The 17,182-nt window shown below is 39.9% G+C and carries 22 protein-coding genes; 19 read left to right on the plus strand and 3 right to left on the minus strand.

The genetic code is table 11. The annotated features are described in order from the left end of the window. Positions 1-134: 134 nt before the first annotated feature. Entirely contained in the window at positions 135-458 is a 324-nt protein-coding gene (locus VCHENC03_RS27175) for a hypothetical protein (RefSeq protein ID WP_025769024.1), read from the minus strand. A gap of 688 nt (positions 459-1,146) precedes the next feature. On the opposite strand from VCHENC03_RS27175, the gene VCHENC03_RS0125200 reads away from it, so the two are divergent. The 17 genes from VCHENC03_RS0125200 (at position 1,147) to VCHENC03_RS24250 (ending at position 14,482) form a co-directional block, all read left to right on the plus strand. Further along, complete coding sequence (locus tag VCHENC03_RS0125200) at positions 1,147-1,584, plus strand: GNAT family N-acetyltransferase (RefSeq protein ID WP_032801950.1); 438 nt, start codon at positions 1,147-1,149, stop codon at positions 1,582-1,584. A gap of 192 nt (positions 1,585-1,776) precedes the next feature. Continuing rightward, positions 1,777-2,337 carry a hypothetical protein gene (locus VCHENC03_RS24290; RefSeq protein ID WP_009704205.1) on the plus strand — a complete coding sequence of 187 codons (561 nt, stop codon included), beginning with the start codon at positions 1,777-1,779 and terminating at the stop codon, positions 2,335-2,337. Positions 2,338-2,472: 135 nt separating this feature from the next. After that, a complete protein-coding gene (locus VCHENC03_RS24285) occupies positions 2,473-2,934 on the plus strand; it encodes a GNAT family N-acetyltransferase (protein ID WP_009704206.1) in 462 nt (153 codons plus the stop codon). A gap of 175 nt (positions 2,935-3,109) precedes the next feature. Continuing rightward, positions 3,110-4,327, plus strand: coding sequence for a hypothetical protein (locus VCHENC03_RS24280; protein WP_009704207.1), 1,218 nt, complete (start codon positions 3,110-3,112; stop codon positions 4,325-4,327). 148 nt (positions 4,328-4,475) lie between these two features. Then, positions 4,476-4,880: a hydrolase gene (locus VCHENC03_RS0125205; RefSeq protein ID WP_232310304.1), complete on the plus strand. Its 405-nt coding sequence runs from the start codon at positions 4,476-4,478 to the stop codon at positions 4,878-4,880. Positions 4,881-5,052: 172 nt separating this feature from the next. Next, positions 5,053-5,553, plus strand: coding sequence for an opioid growth factor receptor-related protein (locus VCHENC03_RS24275; RefSeq protein WP_009704209.1), 501 nt, complete (start codon positions 5,053-5,055; stop codon positions 5,551-5,553). A gap of 178 nt (positions 5,554-5,731) precedes the next feature. Continuing rightward, the gene (locus tag VCHENC03_RS24270) at positions 5,732-6,454 is read left to right on the plus strand and encodes a hypothetical protein (RefSeq protein ID WP_009704210.1); all 723 of its coding nucleotides are present in this window, start codon (positions 5,732-5,734) and stop codon (positions 6,452-6,454) included. Between the two features lie 580 nt (positions 6,455-7,034). Next, positions 7,035-7,595, plus strand: a complete 561-nt coding sequence (locus VCHENC03_RS24265; RefSeq protein ID WP_009704212.1) for a DUF2726 domain-containing protein — start codon at positions 7,035-7,037, stop codon at positions 7,593-7,595. A 144-nt stretch (positions 7,596-7,739) separates the two neighbouring features. Further along, complete coding sequence (locus VCHENC03_RS0125210; RefSeq protein WP_032801952.1) at positions 7,740-8,117, plus strand: hypothetical protein; 378 nt, start codon at positions 7,740-7,742, stop codon at positions 8,115-8,117. Between the two features lie 139 nt (positions 8,118-8,256). Continuing rightward, complete coding sequence (locus tag VCHENC03_RS0125215) at positions 8,257-8,574, plus strand: hypothetical protein (RefSeq protein WP_032801953.1); 318 nt, start codon at positions 8,257-8,259, stop codon at positions 8,572-8,574. 653 nt (positions 8,575-9,227) lie between these two features. Continuing rightward, a complete protein-coding gene (locus VCHENC03_RS24260) occupies positions 9,228-9,938 on the plus strand; it encodes a maltose operon periplasmic family protein (protein WP_009704215.1) in 711 nt (236 codons plus the stop codon). 86 nt (positions 9,939-10,024) lie between these two features. Continuing rightward, positions 10,025-10,585: a hypothetical protein gene (locus VCHENC03_RS26360; protein ID WP_050554355.1), complete on the plus strand. Its 561-nt coding sequence runs from the start codon at positions 10,025-10,027 to the stop codon at positions 10,583-10,585. A gap of 343 nt (positions 10,586-10,928) precedes the next feature. After that, the gene (locus tag VCHENC03_RS0125230) at positions 10,929-11,411 is read left to right on the plus strand and encodes a hypothetical protein (RefSeq protein WP_032801955.1); all 483 of its coding nucleotides are present in this window, start codon (positions 10,929-10,931) and stop codon (positions 11,409-11,411) included. Between the two features lie 139 nt (positions 11,412-11,550). Next, positions 11,551-11,931 carry a hypothetical protein gene (locus VCHENC03_RS0125235; RefSeq protein WP_032801956.1) on the plus strand — a complete coding sequence of 127 codons (381 nt, stop codon included), beginning with the start codon at positions 11,551-11,553 and terminating at the stop codon, positions 11,929-11,931. 130 nt (positions 11,932-12,061) lie between these two features. Continuing rightward, positions 12,062-12,550 carry a GNAT family N-acetyltransferase gene (locus VCHENC03_RS24255; protein WP_009704216.1) on the plus strand — a complete coding sequence of 163 codons (489 nt, stop codon included), beginning with the start codon at positions 12,062-12,064 and terminating at the stop codon, positions 12,548-12,550. Between the two features lie 108 nt (positions 12,551-12,658). Beyond that, a complete protein-coding gene (locus tag VCHENC03_RS0125240) occupies positions 12,659-13,108 on the plus strand; it encodes a hypothetical protein (RefSeq protein ID WP_032801957.1) in 450 nt (149 codons plus the stop codon). 189 nt (positions 13,109-13,297) lie between these two features. Next, complete coding sequence (locus VCHENC03_RS24250; protein WP_009704217.1) at positions 13,298-14,482, plus strand: hypothetical protein; 1,185 nt, start codon at positions 13,298-13,300, stop codon at positions 14,480-14,482. 91 nt (positions 14,483-14,573) lie between these two features. On the opposite strand, the gene VCHENC03_RS24245 is transcribed toward VCHENC03_RS24250, so the two are convergent. Then, entirely contained in the window at positions 14,574-14,804 is a 231-nt protein-coding gene (locus VCHENC03_RS24245) for a PAS factor family protein (protein WP_005442035.1), read from the minus strand. A 421-nt stretch (positions 14,805-15,225) separates the two neighbouring features. Continuing rightward, positions 15,226-15,624, minus strand: coding sequence for a winged helix-turn-helix transcriptional regulator (locus VCHENC03_RS24240; RefSeq protein WP_080641587.1), 399 nt, complete (start codon positions 15,622-15,624; stop codon positions 15,226-15,228). Between the two features lie 141 nt (positions 15,625-15,765). Here VCHENC03_RS24240 and VCHENC03_RS24235 point away from each other — a divergent pair, with 141 nt between their 5' ends. Then, positions 15,766-16,245, plus strand: coding sequence for a nuclear transport factor 2 family protein (locus tag VCHENC03_RS24235; RefSeq protein WP_009704219.1), 480 nt, complete (start codon positions 15,766-15,768; stop codon positions 16,243-16,245). A gap of 114 nt (positions 16,246-16,359) precedes the next feature. Beyond that, positions 16,360-17,022 (plus strand): peptidase E, encoded by a 663-nt coding sequence (locus VCHENC03_RS24230; RefSeq protein WP_032801959.1) that lies wholly within the window; start codon positions 16,360-16,362, stop codon positions 17,020-17,022. Positions 17,023-17,182: the final 160 nt, after the last annotated feature.

A 17,182-nucleotide genomic window follows, 5' to 3' on the forward strand; every position in this document is an offset into this window, starting at 1 on the left:
TTTTAGTGTTTAAGGTGGTATGCGGTGACATCGGTATTGCGTTGCTCACACCTTAACAGGGCGTTAGTCGCCAGAAAAAGCTGGTAATAACAATCATGTTTCTAAGCTCAAAATTTGGCTGCTGATTGTTCGGCTCACAGGTTCATCGTCGTTGGTCCAAACTCATTTTCAGCTGTTTTAAGTCCAAAGTTTTGCAAGTGTCCTCGCGGTTGTTTTGTTCTTTGGTGCTGACATAGCAGGGCAATCGAGAGTTTGTTTTTGGTTGCAACTCCGCTCGTTGAATTTGTTGTTACAAAAGCAGATTTACTCGCTGAAATGACGTTTTCTCTGGTGTGGTAAGTTCCACGTGGTTTCAGTGACTTTGTTGAAAGTCCGCATTGTGAGATTGGCTTTCCAAAAGCGCTTTTTGGTGTTGTCAGTTCGTTTTCTGCGGCGTTGTTTGTTCCAAGTGGTTTCATTGAATAGCCGCTTTGAGACTACGCCTGACTAAAGTGCATCAAAGCACATAAAGTTTGTTGTTCGCAAAGTTTGGTTCGGCTTAAAATTGTCGCTCGGTGCCTCGCGACTAACAAACTGCTCAAGAGGGATTCGCAACGCGTGGCATTTTTACTATGCGTTGATTTTAGTGATTAAGGTGGTATGCAGCGGCATCGGTATTGCGTTGCTCACCCCTTAGCAGGGCGTTATGTGTCTTGGTCAGGATTACGTCGATCCAGTTACTTAAAATGAGATAATATCCGCTTTTAAATGAATTACAGGGAGTGTAAATGAAAAAAGTCGAGCGATTTGAGTCACTAATCAGAATCATGGATGTGGTTGTAACATGTCTAGCAGTACTATTAGTGGCAATTGGTATCTTTTCCACTGTCTTGCATGGAATTCAACTAGGTATTGGAGCTCTCGTATCTGGGATAATGCTATGGATAGCCAAATTTTTCATATGTGGCATATCATATACATTGATTCAGATAGCAAAGAACACTGCTCCAAAAGCTTCGGATGAAAACACATAACAAACTGCTCAAGAGGGATTCGCAACGCGTGGCATTTTCACTATGCATTGAATTTAGTGATTGAGGTGGTTTGCAGCGGCCTCGGTATTGCGTTGCTCACCCCTTAGCAGGGCGTTAGGCTTTTGGAGGAAACATGGATATTTCCCTTAGACGGGCGAGCGAGGCAGATATTCCTTTCTTGCTGTCATTGCGTGATAAAACGATGAGGCAGTACCTAGAAGAAGTAGGTATGCCAACTAGTGCTGAAGATTATGAAAAGCGAATACGTTTTGAGTTTCCTCATGCGCAAATCGTTGAATTGGATGGTAAGCCTATTGGGCTGTTCAAAGCCACATACACCGAAGAACTTAACTATTGGTATTTGGTTCAAATTCAGCTCTCTCCTGAGTTTCAAGGTTTGAAAATAGGCAGTAAGCTAATTCTTGACCTAATTACTAAAGCGGAAACAACGAAATCTAAGGTTGGGTTAAGCGTGATTAAAACGAATCCAGCTAAGCAACTGTATTTGAAATTGGGCTTTGAAATCGTGAAAAGCTCTGGGGCTGAGCTTTTGTTGGAACTACAAGCCTAACAAACTGTTTAAGAGTGATTCGCAACGCGTGGCATTTTTACCATGCGTTGGTTTTAGTGTTTAAGGTGGTATGCGGGAGCATCGGTATTGCGTTGCTCACCCCTTAACAGGGCGTTATGCCACCTATTTGATAATGGGATTAAAGTTAGGTAATTTAGACCATCATTTGCCGTGATCAAGCAGGAGCTATTGATGAAATTTGTGTTTGTAGACGCAGAGAATGTTGGAGTGAAAGGAGTTGAACGAGTCAAAGCTACTCTAGCTGATAAAGTCTTTGTTTTTTCCAAATCAAACGGAATTAAGCAATATTGTGAAAAAGAGCTATTTCATCACCTTTCTGATTATCCAAGTGGCCAGAACCAAGCTGATTTCTATATCATTTCGTATCTATCGCGTGTACTTTCAACGTTAGAACAGCAAGCTCTTGCTTCTGCTCACTTTGAACTATTTAGCAATGATGAAAGCTTAATTTCAGCTTTTGATTTTCAATGTAAAAAGTTGGGCGCTAAGTTCAGAATTGCTAGGACAAAAGACGAAGTTGTTGTTCCTATTGTCCCTAATGTAAAACCTAACTCTGTGTCAGCAGAACAAAAAATATATGCAGCGTTAGAGTCGCCAAAAAATCTAGATCCTAGTTTTCAAGAGCAGTTAGGTTTATCACGCCAAGTATTTACTAAAGCGGTAAATACCCTTTCTAGTAGCAACAAAATCAGACGCTCTGAGACAGATAAGAAAAAATGGGTTCAGTGTTAGCGCTAGCATAACAAAGCATTTAAGAGTGATTCGCAACGCTTGGCGTTTTCGCTTCGCTCAAGTATAGCCAAGCGTCGCTCACACCTTAATGCGGCGTTATGTTTTTAATCAACTCCAAGGATTTAGGAGGGTAAAGTGATAAGTCTATTTGAAATGGAACCTGGTTGTTTTGAGCTGTTTCGTGAAAACTTTATACGAGAATACGCTGGTTCTATCAGCTCCAATTATGGCTACTCTGAAAGGAAATCTTTTGAGTTCGCTTCCCTAGACTTCGAGATGAGACTACCCAATAAGCTTGATACTGACGGTAACTATGTCTGTTCGATTAAATTGGGGGAGCTATCTATAGGTCATCTTTGGTACATAGAGAGCGTAGAAGACTCAACCGCTTTTATTTGTGACTTCTTCATAGAGCAAAAGTATCGCAACTCAGGTTATGGCAAATTAGTAATAAAAAACCTTGAATCCCGCCTCAAACAAAGTGGTATTACAAGGTTGAAGCTCCATGTTGCAAATGGCAATAATGGTGCTTTAAGGCTGTACACTCGTCTTGGGTATGGGATCACAGGGCATAATCTATTCAAAAAGTTTGATTAGCTTGATGAACACCAAAACATAACAAACAATTTAAGAGCGATTCGGCACGCGTGGCATTTTTACTATGCGGTGGTTTTAGTGATTAAGGTGGCATGCGGGAGCGTCGGTATGGCGTGCCTCACACCTTAATTGGGCGTTAGCACTACTTGATTAAGATTAGGATTTAATTAGCAGTATGAATTATCGGGACAAAATAAATAAAGTTAAAGGCGCAATATTAAGTGCCAGTGACGATTCATCTTTGCAAGAGATTATAGATAGTGAAAAAGAGGCATTTGAGGGTATTAGGATGCTTTTCTCTACTGATGCAGCGGGTGCTGAACTTCAAGTTCCTCTTTCGCATCAGGACTTGTTCTCTGGCGTGTTTGCAAAAACTAAAGTTTTAGCATATTCAAATGAAATCGCTTCAGAAATGAAGGTTCGAGAGTCAGTAATTTGTTACCAGCGTAGAGCTTTGTTTGATACTAATTTACTGTCGGACTTGCCAAAATATTTTCGAGGTGAAGATTTTACAACAAAGTCAAAGGTAGAAAAAATACTAGACGTAGTTGAGCATGACTATTGCGGTGGGTTTGATTTTTCTTTCCCTATGCTTGAAAACTTAAGGGAATTTACGTCAGTAAATAACCCTTATCCAGTAAGCAAAGTATCGGCAGCATTTTATTTTGATGCTAAGTTACAAGGTAATATATTAGAAAGTGAATCTGAGAATATTTTTGAACCATATTTAGAGAAATCAGAAGAACTTTGGAAAGATTATCGTGCAAGTAAAGAAATGTGGCATACGATTGACCGTCGAGATTTAGTGTATGTCGTAATGCTTAAAACTTATCATTTGTGTTGGTCATCAGATAAAATTACGATTGAAGATGGTCTTCGGAAGTTAGTTGATTTTTGCTTAGATGAACTTGGTGTATTACCTTTAAAAGAACTTTATTTTGCCTGGAAAGTAATCATTGGGTTCAGTGTGGGTTATTTCACTCCTGTTTTTGATGAAAAGCTACTAAAGAAGCCTAAGAAAAAGAAATCAGTTGAACGAATTGGTGCTTTGGCATGGGATCTGTTTATCTTTAGATTTACAGAACTATTACTGACTCAAGGTAAATACAACAGTTTTTATATACCAACAATTACTACTCTAGATAGTGGATTACTAGATACTGTACATAGTTGTAAGGTAAAGGCAATGATCTCGTTTCCAGAAATAAATTTTGTTGAAACAATATTTGATGATGAGCTACATTTCCAGTACTGTCTTGACGCAGCAATGACTAACAAGCAAAAGAATACTCTTTCTGATTCCGAGCGAAATATTAAGGGTAATCAGAAATCAAGAAAAAATATATCTAAAGCAACTAATGATCTTGAAAAATTAATTAATCAATTAACGTAGTGCTAACAAGCAATTTAAGAGGGATTCACAACGCTTGGCACTTTTGCTTCTACTTCAGTTTTAGTGTTTATGGCACAATGCCTTAGGTTTGGGTGGAGGCGTTGTTCACCCCTTAATTGGGCGTTATGTGCTTTGGGAGAAAATGGACATGGATATTCCCGATAGATTCAAAAATGTAAGATACGTTTCATCCCGCATTCCAGGTTGCAAAGATGATTCCGACTTAACGCTTGGAGCTAACTGTCAGGTCTTTGCGTATAATCTGCTCAGAGACTTCGGTCTAAATCCACCTAACTACCGTTCTAGTGAACTGTGGAATGACTCAGAGTTCAGTGAGGTAGTCACTGAGTTTAAGCCGCTAGATATCATGTTGTACAACGACTCTGCTGACTCATACGGAGCACACGTTGGAGTGTACGCCGGTAATGGACTCGTCTACCATCTGTCTTTGTCCAATGGCTTACCCAAGTTTGAGCGCCATTTAGAATTACTTCAACAAAGTAAGTATCGGTTTTTTATTGGTGCCAAGCGTATAAAGCAGTTTGGTGCATAACGTAAGCACGCACATAACAAACTGTTCAAGAGGGATTCGCAACGCGTGGCATTTTTACTATGCGTTGATTTTAGTGTTTAAGGTGGTTTGCGGCGGCTTCGGTATTGCGTTACTCACCCCTTAACAGGGCGTTAGTGCGCAAAGATAAAAATTACAATTAGCAGGATTTAAAATGAGTGAAATTGCTCGTTTCATATCTGGTAAAGCTCCAGATAAATTTGGTCGCAATGTAGAGCAGTTGTTAGCTTACAACCACTTCTGGTTAGAGCATGATCATAAGTATATTCAAGTTCTTTTCCCGAACGATGAGGGTACTAAGTTCAATCAACATGCTCCTTTGGTAACTCAAGCAGATCGAGAGGCTTTTGCTAACTCAGAAGAATTGCGCATTGCTCACTTAAAAGCACTCGACCTTTTACTCGATTTTTGGGGATTGCAGCGAGATGGGTGTGAAATTACTTCATTACTGGAACTAAGTCCTGCTAATCACGTCTGGCTTAAAAGTCATGACCACAACCAACTCCGCCTGACCCGAGCAATTCGTAGTTTGTATTTACTCGGTAATGAGCAGATAGCAGCTAACTTGTGTGGCTTTCTAGTGGCTGCAGCCAGAGAAACTGGCATGGTTTCAAATAAAACGGTCGAGTATTGGCGTAACGCGCTCAGAGGTTAGGTGATCGCTGAAAAAGCGCACTAACAAACTGTTCAAGAGGGATTCGCAACGCGTGGCATTTTCACTATGCGTTGGTTTTGGTGATTAAGGTAGTTTGCAGCGGCTTTGGTATTGCGTTGCTCACCCCTTAACAGGGCGTTAACTTGCTCGTGGATTATTTAACTTAAGGAGTATTTCAATGACGGAGAAGTCAGTAGAGTTGTTTTGGAGTGCTGCCGATATTGTCAGATTACTAGAAGTGGTTGCATGGCCGATAGCAAGCATCACAATAGCAATATTGCTTCGTGGGAAAATTTCTCAAGTTTTCCAAAGCTTGTTTAATAACAGGAGTGTAACCGAAGTTTCAGCCGCTGGTTTTAGTGCTAAATTCTCTGATTCGAAACAGGCTTCAACTGCACCTGAAAACATTAAAGAAAACGCTGTAGCTCCTGCACCTGTAGGTAACGATGCCGCTGAAATTCTTGAGCGTCAAAAGCTAAACGAAACAAAGTTTAGTCGCAGTTTACTTAATAACTTAAAAAATCATAGAGAGTCACTTAAGCTAACATCTGAGCAAACCATTGAGCTGGTAGAAAAAGAGCTTTCGCTCGCACAAGCTCGTGCATACTTTGTTGATTTAAATAGGGTGCTCTATCGCTCTCAGTTCGACCTTTTCAATCAGATGAAAATCAATAATGGTTCTATGTCGGCTGCTGAAGTATTAGCTTATTTTAGCGGCATCAAAGCTGGAAATCCAAGTGTGTATTCGAACACTGATTTACATAGTTATTTAGCATACCCGATGCGGGTTGGATTAGTAGAAAAGAATCATGAAGAATACAGTCTCACTGAGTATGGCGATTCATACGTAGAATTCATGGACAAAAATACGCACTTGATTGGCGAACTGGCTCAAAATTAGTTCGCAAGTTAACAAACTGTTTAAGAGTGATTCGCAACGCGTGGCATTTTTATTATGCGTTGGTTTTAGTGTTTAAGGTGGTATGCGGCGAGATCGGTATTACGTTGCTCACACCTTAACAGGGCGTTAGTACGGGTTTGACATCAAAGGTCATAAGCTTTGGTGTTTATCTGTTTTGGCGATTCTCCTCTTTCGTGGTTTTTACTAAGTTAGAATTGTCTTTCATTGATGTGGCCATCAAAGTGCGAAGATCGAATCGTTTTCTAATTTAAAGTCGGTAAAAGTAGGGGAGTTCAGTACATTTTTCTTCTAGCCAACTTTCGTCTTTCAATTGGAATTAAGTTTTGTAGCTGCCCGTCTCACTTCAGTGTTCAAGTTCTTTTATGTTATTAAACTTTTCAATATCTTGGAGTGCATAAATATAATTGGTGCATGTACTAACAAGTTGCTTAAGAGTGATTCGTAACGCGTGGCGTTTTTACTATGCGGTGGCTTATGTGATTGAGGCGTTGTGCGGTAGCTTTCGTATTGCGTTACTCACGCCATAGAAAGGCGTTATACAAAAAGGAGAAGTACGCAAATGTTTGAACTATTAATTTTTGCTGCGTTAGGTTATCTCATATGGAAGTTCAAAGGTAATAGTTTGTCAAAGCCAAAGGCCACTCTTTGGGAAAATAAACCAAAGAGTGATGAACAGGCCGCTGTAGATATGTCATATGAGCCGAAAGTGAAAATAGAACATAAAAAGCAAAGTCACTTGGCAACTGAAAACGAGAGGAAATTGTACTTTGCCTTGCAAAAGGTTTTGCCTTCAGACTATGTAATTCACAGCCAAGTATCATTAATGGCCTTAGTGAAACCTGTTAATTTTAAACACAACTCACGAACATGGGCTAAACGAATGGATTTCGTAATCACTGATAAAGCTACAAAAGTGCTAGCAGTAATAGAGCTCGACGACTCGACGCATAACTGGAAAAAACGGCAAGAACGAGATCAATATGTCAACCAAGCGCTGGAAGGACATCATAAGCTGGTGCGTTTTAGCACAAAGCGTTTTTACGAGCCATCTGAAATTGCAAAAGTTCTAGAGCGCGAGACCGAAATCAAATGCAACGGCTTCGGGGAAGCTTTTGTATAACAAGAATGTTCAAGAGGCATTCACAACGCGTGGCTTTGTTACTGTAAGCTGGTTTTAGCGGTTAAACAGGTATGCGGTAGCATCGGTATTGCGTGCCTCCCACCTTAATAAAGCGTTACGATTCAATGGAGAAAATAAGAAAGTATGAGAAAAGGAGTTGTCTTTTTAGGCTTTTTCGTTGCTGCGACGCTGAGCGGTATTATTTCCGCGTTTTTAACCTCGAGTTTCTTGTTGAACGATCTGCTCTATTCAAAAATGCGATTTTTAGAAGTCGATAGAAATTCACAAAATGATATTACAATGCTTGTGGCGCTTGAGTTTGCTGAACTCGCAGAACAACGAGATTATGACGCTATTCTAAACAGAGCATGTGTTCAACTAGACCTTGTGTCTGGACGCCTTGATTTTTCAAAGTCCCAAGAAAGCTTAATTGTTCAAGAACGATTAAAAGAGCGGGACACAAAGGCAATAGAAACAGTTAAGAGGTTAAAGGATCTTGGTTACTGCCAACCTAAAGCATAGCAAACTGTTTAAGACTGATTCGCAACGATTGACACTCTCTATATACGTTGGGTCTAGTGTTTTAGGTTATATACGCTAGGTTGGATTTTAAGTTGCTTATCTCGTAACAGAAGGGACTGTATTATTGAAGGAACTTAATATGCTGATGACTCGAATTGCAAAGTACGCACTATTTTTGCTTAGTATTGTAATTTTTATAGCTGTTGGTTTTGAACAATTGTATTTTCGAGGCAAGCTTATAAGGGTTCATCACGGAGTGGTTCTATCTTCGTGGGATAACACCAATGCTCCTGGTAAAAGTCGAAGCATTCATATTTATAGAGCTGCTGTGGAGTTGGACAATGGTGAGGTGGTTCAGGTAATTTGCGAGTCGATGTGTATTGAGGGCAAAGTCGTGGTGGTAGAGCAGTTCAAGCCATTGTTTGGTGACTACAGTAATTACTACACTTCATTCTAAGTCTTGCGACCATTTCTAACAATACTCAAAGCAATCTGATCATGAGGGGGATTGCGGGCGTATGTCATTTTTACTCGTTGTTCACCTCTTCACGTTGTGCAAATTAGCTACGGCACTCGGAGCTATCGGATATTGGAGAAGGCACAATGATTAGACGTAATGACGTTCTTCTTTCGTTAACAATGTGAAGTTTGGTGAGTAGCGTAAGTCAATTGACATCCTATATTTATAGCAAATTACATTAAGGGGTTGTTACATTTTTTGAGCGTGACTCATATGCTTTCGGAACTGTCGATAGTTAAAGGCCAAGTTGACCACGTCCGCTAACTTGTTTCCTAAAGATCTATTCCGAACTCGTGACACCTCGCTGCGTACATTGCCTTTCCTCTTCCAAACTCTCATTTTTAAGTATTGGCAAAGTTTTGTAGTTACTCGTCTCACTTCAGTGTTCTAAATCTTTCGTGTTATCTGGTTTTTCAATATCTTGTCGGTTATAGATGTGGGTTATGTATAAGTCTGTGCGTTTTGTGGAAGTTATTTTTTTGGCAGATGGCATTTGATATCCGGTCGCTCAAGTAAATGGAGCACTGCACAGTAGTGTTGCATGGCGATACTTGCATTTTAATAAACCGCTATCATTAGAGAGGAAACTTATGAATTTGAGGTTGGGAATAGCATTAATTGCATGTGGTAGTGTTTTGAGCGGTTGTGCTTCAACTTCTTCGGATGCATATCTAGCTGAACGCGAAGATTTGATTGAAAAGATCAAGACATCTAAGGCGTGTTGTAATAGCGCTTCAGAGTTGAAGTACACATCTTTAGAGCGTGCCCCTAGCGCGCAAATATTTTACATTGATCGGACCTCTCAGATTCTGAATACCAATGGAGAGAACTCTTTAGTTTTAGCGTTGGAATTACCGGAGGAGGCTTCGCGAATCGAATTCAAAAGCTTAAAAACAACAAGCTGGGATACGACTGGTGGGCATTTTGCTCCTATCGTTCTTCAATTGGATTCTGGTTTCAACCAGGTATCCAAGCACGCATATACAGGGTACTCAACCAACAATGCGATGGTTCAATGGTCGGGTATCGGTGGCGATATCAAGTTAGAAAGCGATGCTAGATACCTTCTTTTTTATACTACTCAGCAGTTATTGGCTAAAAGGACCGCTTCTTATTGGAGTGGCTCTAGGAGCTATGAAGTTAATGTGCCAAAGGAAGTTCTTGATGCTGCGCCACTTTATGAAAAGCACACTGTTGGTTTCACGGCTAAACCAAATACTCCAGATGGAAGAATAGAAATCCATGTATGCAAAAGTGGTGATAGATCCTTTGACCAGAAGCTTAGCGATACATGCATCTGACTAAAACAAATTGTTTAAGAGCGATTTGCGACACGTGATGGTTTTACTTGAACGCGATATTACATTTCTATAAGAGGATTAAGAGCATGAACAGAGAAGTTGTTCTGGCGAGTACCTTCGCGATGTTACTAACAGCTTGTAATTCGACGACTAAAAATAATATTGTAAATTATGAGACCGAAGGCAATTTACGCACCTCTGAACCCGTTAGTTGTGTCGCTGTGAATGAGTTAACAAACAAAAGTAATCCCGTAGATCTGTTCTATGGCGTGAATTCTTGTTTGGATATGGGAGACTATGCTAAAGCAGCCGACCTTTACTTGGTCGGTATGTCCTATGGGCTTTTTGATACTAAGCGAGTGATTGATCAGTCTGCACACCAAGCAATTCCAGTTTTACGTGTAAAAATGTTGAGAAATAAGCCACAAAGTGTTGTGAGTAATTTTCAGGAAGCTCTAAATCGTGTTATTTCGGAGAGCACTCCTATTTGCGACAACCTTATTAAGTTAGGGCCTCCTCAATACATTCCAACGTATATGTTGCAGCATGGTCTTAGAGGAGACAACGCTGAAATTGGATTACATCAGGATTTTGACCCAAATAAAACGTGGAAAAATACTTTATTAACAATAGCAAAGTGTGTTTAAAGCTAATAAGGCACTTAAGAGGAAAAGATGATTATAAACATACTAAAAAGATTAGTACTTACATCTATTTTGATGGTCTTAGCTGCGTGTGGTTCCATGTCTGACTCACCGACATATGATGGAGTCTATTACCATGAAGGCGACTCGGCGCATTATCTGAGTCTGAAAGCGAATGGTAAATTTGAGTTGTTAGAAAGAGGCAATTTTATAGTGGGCTATTATAAAGTCAGAGCTAGGGTACTTCATCTCTATAAGGACAGTCGTTGCTTTTCTGAAGGGATGATTATGAACGGGTACATAATTGACCCTGACAAAACTAAATGGGTTAAATCAGAATCAGTAAATGAAAAAACATAGAAAATACCTAATAAGCAGTGATATTTTTGGAAAAGCCATGAACTACAAAATCTTATATATAACCATATCAATGCTTCTTCTTGTTGGCTGTTCAGGGGCATCAAACAGGCTTCACGATGAGCTATTTCTTTGTGGGGTTGAAGCTACAGTAGATGCTAGCGATATTCTCTATATGCTTGAAGTTCCAGATACTAACGAGGCAATAGCACACTCCGTTTCTCAATATGTATATCGAGGAGCTCAACTGGCGGCCGAATATGGCTACGACAAATTTGCTTTGGTTAATGTGCCATCCTGTTTAGAGCCCACGAATATCGGTGTCTACGTCTATGATTACGATGAAGAGTTACAGAATATTGAGGTTGTCTTAAAGCGTTCACCAGAAATTGAACTTTTAGGGATTTTCAATACAGTAGATTATCATGGTAAAAGGTATATAGATTTAAACACAGTACCTGGTGTGACATAAAAATAACAACTTATTACATAATGATTTTAAACACATAGCAATGTTATTGTACGTTAGGCTTATTGGTTAATGTCATATGTGGGGTGTTTGATGATGCTAGTTCACTCTTAATAAGGTGCTGTATAAATAAGGAGGTTTTGTGAAAAAGTGGAAGTTTTTATTCTGGGTAATGTGTTTCTTGGCAGTTCTAAACATTATTCAATTACCATTCTCCGCAGAGCTTGATATCGGATCGTTTATTGGGTCATTCATAACTGCAATTTCTCTTGTTAGCTTTTACGGCTTCAGTTATCGAGTTGCTGTCGGGAGCAAACTGTTAGCGATTGTCATCTTTGGAATTAATGCACTTTCGATGCTGGGTTTTGCGATATTTAGCGTGCTTTTTCTACTAACCTACCTAAGTGCTGGGACATTGTTCTTGTTTGTTACGGGGATGGGAATGTTATGGGTTTACATGTATCCGCTTTATGTGTATGCGTTTAAATCGGAAGATATTTGGATGCGGGAAAAAACGATATAGCAAATAATTCAACGACGATGCCATGAATGTCGTGTTTTTGATATGCATTGATTTAAAATATTAAAGTGACTTGTAGCAATAAAACTACCAGGGGCGTCTCTTAACAAGGCAATATATCTCAGGAGAAAATATGAAGATTGAGGTGCAAGAAATATCACCCAGTGAAAAGGAATTGATTCAAAGCTTGCTGCAATTTTATGAGTACGAATTCTCGATATATGAAGAAGGTGATGTTGATGAGAAAGGTTATTTCGAGATTGCGGACGTTGATGAATACTTCGAAATTAAAGAGTATACGCCATTATTAGTGCGAGTCTTGGGACAACCAGCTGGTTTTGTCATCGTTAATTCAGACCCTAGTGCTGAACAAGGGAGATTCCTCATTGAAGAGTTTTTCATAATGAAGAGGTTCCAGCAAAGAGGCGTGGGGAGTGATGTAGCAAGTCAGGTTTTTGATATGTTCGGTCAAGACTGGGTTGTTAGGGTGATAAGTGAAAACGTAAAAGGTCAATCATTCTGGAAGAAGGTAATAGGCCATTACACTGATGGGTACTTTTCTGTTGAGGTTTTCAACGATGAATCGTGGGAAGGCCCGATATATACATTTAGTAAGTCGTAATAGATAGATGACAAGTACGGAAGTTAAGTGTTTTAGTTTTAGTGCAGAAGCGTAGCACATATTTTTAAGCTCCTAGATAAACGTCATATACAAAGGGTTGGAACACAGATGAAAGGAATGAGCGGGATCTTGAACGGATTTTCTTGGGGAAGTGGTTTTTCGATAGCAATTATTGTAAGCGGGTTGATTTATACAAAGTTCATCGAGCCGTCATTGGGAGGCCTACTTGAAGACAGAAAGGTCGATGAGAAAATCGTTGAGTATTTTGCGGGGCTCAAAACTGAATATGGCTTAACACTGGAAAATGTGTTTATAGATGGGAATGATGTTCGTCTAGCAGTTGTGCAAGAAAACCGACTAGATGAGGCATTATATTCACGTGAAGTGATAGCGTCAGCTTTTGATGTTGACGGTAGCTTTATCGGTAATTGTCTGGGTAAAAATGAAATATTCGTCATGCAACCAAAAGAGACTACGTACCTTGAATTTAAATGCAAATTTTTGTCCAGTCAGGTAGAGAGAATTGAATCTTTTAAGTTGAGGGTCAAACCAATTTAAGACGCACAAGAAAAATTGATAGGTTGTGCCAGGTTAGCAGAGATAGGTTAATTATTATTGAATGTATTTTTCGTGCGATGTAATAAATGATTTAATGTAATCATGACTAACATTAAAGATTAATTTTCTCACAAGGAAATTCCCAATAGTTACCATTAATTAAACTATAACAATATGTTTGGAATGATAATGAAAGTAATTGTGTTGTTATTTTTGTGTTTTTCAGCATTTTATTCTAATGCAGAGTTGTATGTGTTCGGTCCCTACATATCAAATACATCCATCACAACGGCCGAGCTGAAAGATAGCCAGTTATATGTCAATTTTGATGGCGATTTAGATACACTTCCAAGTAATCTTCAAAACCGACTTCCATTTGTAACAGATACACGACAAAAATCGGAAGAGATCACGTTTGTTACTTCTAAAGAGGCAACAGAGGGGCTGCGTTTCGAATCAACAATTACTGAGTTTACAAACTACCGGAAACAAAATGGTGAATATATAGAAGAAGCACCACTAAAGTCTGTTGCAATTGGCGGCTTGTGGTTAGAAGGGGATATATCAGAGTCAAATAGAATGTCCAATGTGGTTGTATATAGCCCGCAAGAGGACAAAGACTTAGAGCTAGCCATGAAGAAAATATTCGAGAGTGCATATCAGAAAGCTACAATTTACAACAAGACGTTTTTTAATGACCAGCCGATCCCCTTTGAGGATACACTCGATTTTTCCTTAAATGCCAACACTAGTGTTGTTATGACCTTAAAAGGGCATCACACGCTAACTCGTATCGAAGGTGGTTTTGCGTATTTTTCTGAACAAGCACACGGTGTTCTTACTTATGATGGGAATGACTTAGCGGTTGAAGTGCTCTTAGATATCGAAGGTGAGCTTATATACAGTTTAAAAGAGCGACTTATCGTGAGTGAGAAAAAGCGCAGCACGACAACAATCTCAGAGCCCATGTACGATGGTATCTTAAATTTGGTTACCTCCGATGTTGTAAAGATTTCACGGAAAAGAACGAGTAAGTCATCTGCTCCTAACAATGCCCCTTTAGTTAGGGATTTATTTGTTGGAACTTGGACATTAAGTGAGACAGATCAGACTCTCATGAAGCAAGGTGTTAGCCTCACTTATCACCATGACGGCAGCTTAGTCGCTCGTTGGTATGAAGATAAATCATGCCAAAAAGTAGAAGAAGTTTTAACGGGAACTTGGTTTGTTAAAGATGGATACCTGATTTCAATTGGGGGTGATAACATAAAAACGGAAGATCGAATTTTAGCAATTGACCAATCAACGTATAGACTGCGTGGTGAAGATGGCAGCATTCAAAACCGCATTAAAACTAACAAGTGCATAGACTGATTGAAGTATGTTATCTCCAGCCGAACATATTAATTTATAGGGAGAAAAACGGCCCGTCAGGGGAGTTGGGCCGTTAAGAGTGTAAAGCTAATTAACGTTCAGGAGTCGTTAACAGTCTCACTGCGCTGTCTACCGCATTGTCGATACCTTGTCGGCTCTCCAACTTACCAGAACTCGCAGGGCCAAGTGCGCATGCGTAAAGAGCAAGCTGTTTATCAAATGGCAAATCCAATTGCTCATAGAGGTTTTGGCGAATCTTTGCGTGGTGTTCAGGTTCTTGGTTAGCAAGGTTGACAAGCGTGTCGTAAATAAGCGTTTTCATATAATTCCTTTTTTATTGCACGGGGTGCATATGTATTGTATTCGATTACAATCAGAAATTAAGAAGCACCAATCACAGAAAAATGGTCTGATATAAATTCGCTAAGCGAAGTAACTTCGATATGGAAGGAGCTTAAATGTTAATAAAATCAGTGGCATAAAGAAATCTCTGTGTTGGCTGTTTTGCGGATTCTATACACGTCAATGCTATGAAAAAGAGCACTAATTTTGCGAGGCGAATGGTCGTAATTCAACTCTAAAAAGCTTACTTTCTTGCAGTCTAAATGGTTCAGTGATTGTCTTTTGTTATTGACGGATGCCTTAACAAAAATAGATGAATAATGCTCAAGTTTGATTTTGAGAATTTCGTACAGTGAGAATAAAGGAGCGGTCAATCGCTCCTTTTTCTATTTGTGAAAGTACTAACCATCCAGGCGCTTAAACACATCGTTAATCAGGCGCTCTCGGTCATTTATCGCTCTGTCGAGAAAGTCTTTTGGTGCGTTCGTTTCTGGAGCGTACTTACTACTCCAAATCATCATTTCTAGAAGAATAGGCAGCATATCCTTGCCTTTTTGTGTCAGAGAATAGACCTTTTTACGCTTGTCAGAAGGGTCTACCTGTTTCTGAACTAATCCTTCTTTTTCAAGATTTTCCAAGCGACTCGACAAAATGTTTGTGGCAACTTTTTCTTCTGAGCCTTGTAGCTCGGAGAAAGAGTGCTTACCAAAAAACATCAGATCTCTCAGCACAAGCAGGCTCCATTTATCACCAACGATGTCCAGAACATTGGAAATAGGGCAGTCGGAGCGTCTAGACATGATATTCCTCGATTTAATCTTTTAAAACTGTGGTCATGATAATTCACTTGCATTTTGCAAGCAAATTATTTAACTTGCAAAATGCAAGCTAAATTAAAGCCACGAGGAAGTGGTCAGCGAGAACCGACATTGGAGTAACTTATGACTAATTCAAAAATTGAGTTTGAATCCTTTATCAAGGCTCATTGGAGTCAGGAAGACAAAGCGAATGCAGAGGCGGCGTTGACGTTTGTACAACAGATAATGAACGATCATAATTTTGACGCCATCCGAGATCGCTTCAAAGGTAAAAACTATAAACAGCACAATCGCAATATGGCAGATGGTATCGAGGGCGTTATCAAAACCATGAGTGATTTGGTGAAAAATGCACCAGAGTTTAGTTACGATGTGAAGCACGTTTTTGTCGATGAAACACACGTCATTGTGCATTCTCATGCCACGCTTAAGGCAGCGCATCGTGGTGATGATTCAAAAGGGATGAACATCATCGATACATGGAAAGTGGAAGATGGTGAATTAGTAGAACATTGGGATGCAGTTCAAGGAATCAGCATGGACATGCGACTGTATAACCTGTTTGCTGGTGGTAAGGTACGGAATACAAATGGGGTGTTTTAAAACGCTCGTATTTCCGTTTCTGAACATGGAGTGTAAAGGGTTTTGAGTTCGTGCGTTAACTCTCCATTCTGTTCATCAGAAAGCATGTTTTTAAAGGATTAAAAGAGCATTCGTATGGAGAAACATTGCGTCGTTCTTGGCGGAGGTGGTTGGATGATGGGAGAGGTCCCAAGCCAACTCGACCAATACATCTTGTCTTTGACGGGAAAAAAGAACCCCAAAATCTGTTATCTCTCAACTGCAACTGGCGATGCGGAAGTGGTCATCACCCGTTTCCACAATGCTAAGTTGAGCGAACACCTCACGCACTTTCCTCTGTTCAAGTTAGAGAAAGGATGGCGAACCAAGTTGTTCGAGCAAGATGTGATTTACGTTGGCGGTGGCAATACCCGTTCTATGTTGGCTCTCTGGAAAGAATGGGGCATCGATGACATTCTCAAAGAGTGTTACAACCGCGGCATCATACTTTGCGGGATGAGTGCTGGCGCTATTTGTTGGTTCGATTATGGGATTACCGATAGCGATCCAGAGGCTTACTCCATCATCAAAGGGATCAGCCTTTTGAAAGGATTAGCATCTGCTCACTTTGTTGAGAACGACGAAAAGCACGACCTGTTTGAGCGCTTTGCTCATAGCCATCTTGATGTGACCTGCTACGGCCTCAGTGATTATGCCGCCCTGCATTTTGTCGATGGTAATCCAAGCAAAGCCATATATAGCGATGAGAATGCTCAAATCACAATCCGAAATGACAATGATGACATTTCAAAGAGATAAACCCGGCTTAGATGCGCTTACACGACTGTGCAAAATACAGCAATAACCTCGCTCGCAGAAGAACATGGTAGAACCCGTAATGCCATAACCGCGGAGCTAAAAAAGCAAGGGCTGATAGAAGCTTAACGTTTCAATAAACAGTTTCGGAAATAAAGAAAGC

This window comes from Vibrio sp. HENC-03 (assembly GCF_000305755.2).
Classification (GTDB): domain Bacteria; phylum Pseudomonadota; class Gammaproteobacteria; order Enterobacterales; family Vibrionaceae; genus Vibrio; species Vibrio owensii.

Bases quoted from the DNA above. Each gene is read 5' to 3' on its own strand.
- VCHENC03_RS0125240 (WP_032801957.1), top strand. From the start codon at position 12,659: ATGAAAGGAATGAGCGGGATCTTGAACGGATTTTCTTGGGGAAGTGGT.
- VCHENC03_RS24290 (WP_009704205.1), top strand. From the start codon at position 1,777: ATGAAATTTGTGTTTGTAGACGCAGAGAATGTTGGAGTGAAAGGAGTT.
- VCHENC03_RS0125205 (WP_232310304.1), top strand. From the start codon at position 4,476: ATGGATATTCCCGATAGATTCAAAAATGTAAGATACGTTTCATCCCGC.
- VCHENC03_RS0125230 (WP_032801955.1), top strand. From the start codon at position 10,929: ATGAAAAAACATAGAAAATACCTAATAAGCAGTGATATTTTTGGAAAA.
- VCHENC03_RS26360 (WP_050554355.1), top strand. From the start codon at position 10,025: ATGAACAGAGAAGTTGTTCTGGCGAGTACCTTCGCGATGTTACTAACA.
- VCHENC03_RS24260 (WP_009704215.1), top strand. From the start codon at position 9,228: ATGAATTTGAGGTTGGGAATAGCATTAATTGCATGTGGTAGTGTTTTG.
- VCHENC03_RS0125210 (WP_032801952.1), top strand. From the start codon at position 7,740: ATGAGAAAAGGAGTTGTCTTTTTAGGCTTTTTCGTTGCTGCGACGCTG.
- VCHENC03_RS24275 (WP_009704209.1), top strand. From the start codon at position 5,053: ATGAGTGAAATTGCTCGTTTCATATCTGGTAAAGCTCCAGATAAATTT.
- VCHENC03_RS0125200 (WP_032801950.1), top strand. From the start codon at position 1,147: ATGGATATTTCCCTTAGACGGGCGAGCGAGGCAGATATTCCTTTCTTG.
- VCHENC03_RS0125215 (WP_032801953.1), top strand. From the start codon at position 8,257: ATGCTGATGACTCGAATTGCAAAGTACGCACTATTTTTGCTTAGTATT.
- VCHENC03_RS24280 (WP_009704207.1), top strand. From the start codon at position 3,110: ATGAATTATCGGGACAAAATAAATAAAGTTAAAGGCGCAATATTAAGT.
- VCHENC03_RS24250 (WP_009704217.1), top strand. From the start codon at position 13,298: ATGAAAGTAATTGTGTTGTTATTTTTGTGTTTTTCAGCATTTTATTCT.
- VCHENC03_RS27175 (WP_025769024.1), bottom strand. From the start codon at position 458: ATGAAACCACTTGGAACAAACAACGCCGCAGAAAACGAACTGACAACA.
- VCHENC03_RS24230 (WP_032801959.1), top strand. From the start codon at position 16,360: ATGGAGAAACATTGCGTCGTTCTTGGCGGAGGTGGTTGGATGATGGGA.
- VCHENC03_RS24270 (WP_009704210.1), top strand. From the start codon at position 5,732: ATGACGGAGAAGTCAGTAGAGTTGTTTTGGAGTGCTGCCGATATTGTC.
- VCHENC03_RS24265 (WP_009704212.1), top strand. From the start codon at position 7,035: ATGTTTGAACTATTAATTTTTGCTGCGTTAGGTTATCTCATATGGAAG.
- VCHENC03_RS24235 (WP_009704219.1), top strand. From the start codon at position 15,766: ATGACTAATTCAAAAATTGAGTTTGAATCCTTTATCAAGGCTCATTGG.
- VCHENC03_RS24255 (WP_009704216.1), top strand. From the start codon at position 12,062: ATGAAGATTGAGGTGCAAGAAATATCACCCAGTGAAAAGGAATTGATT.
- VCHENC03_RS24245 (WP_005442035.1), bottom strand. From the start codon at position 14,804: ATGAAAACGCTTATTTACGACACGCTTGTCAACCTTGCTAACCAAGAA.
- VCHENC03_RS24240 (WP_080641587.1), bottom strand. From the start codon at position 15,624: ATGTCTAGACGCTCCGACTGCCCTATTTCCAATGTTCTGGACATCGTT.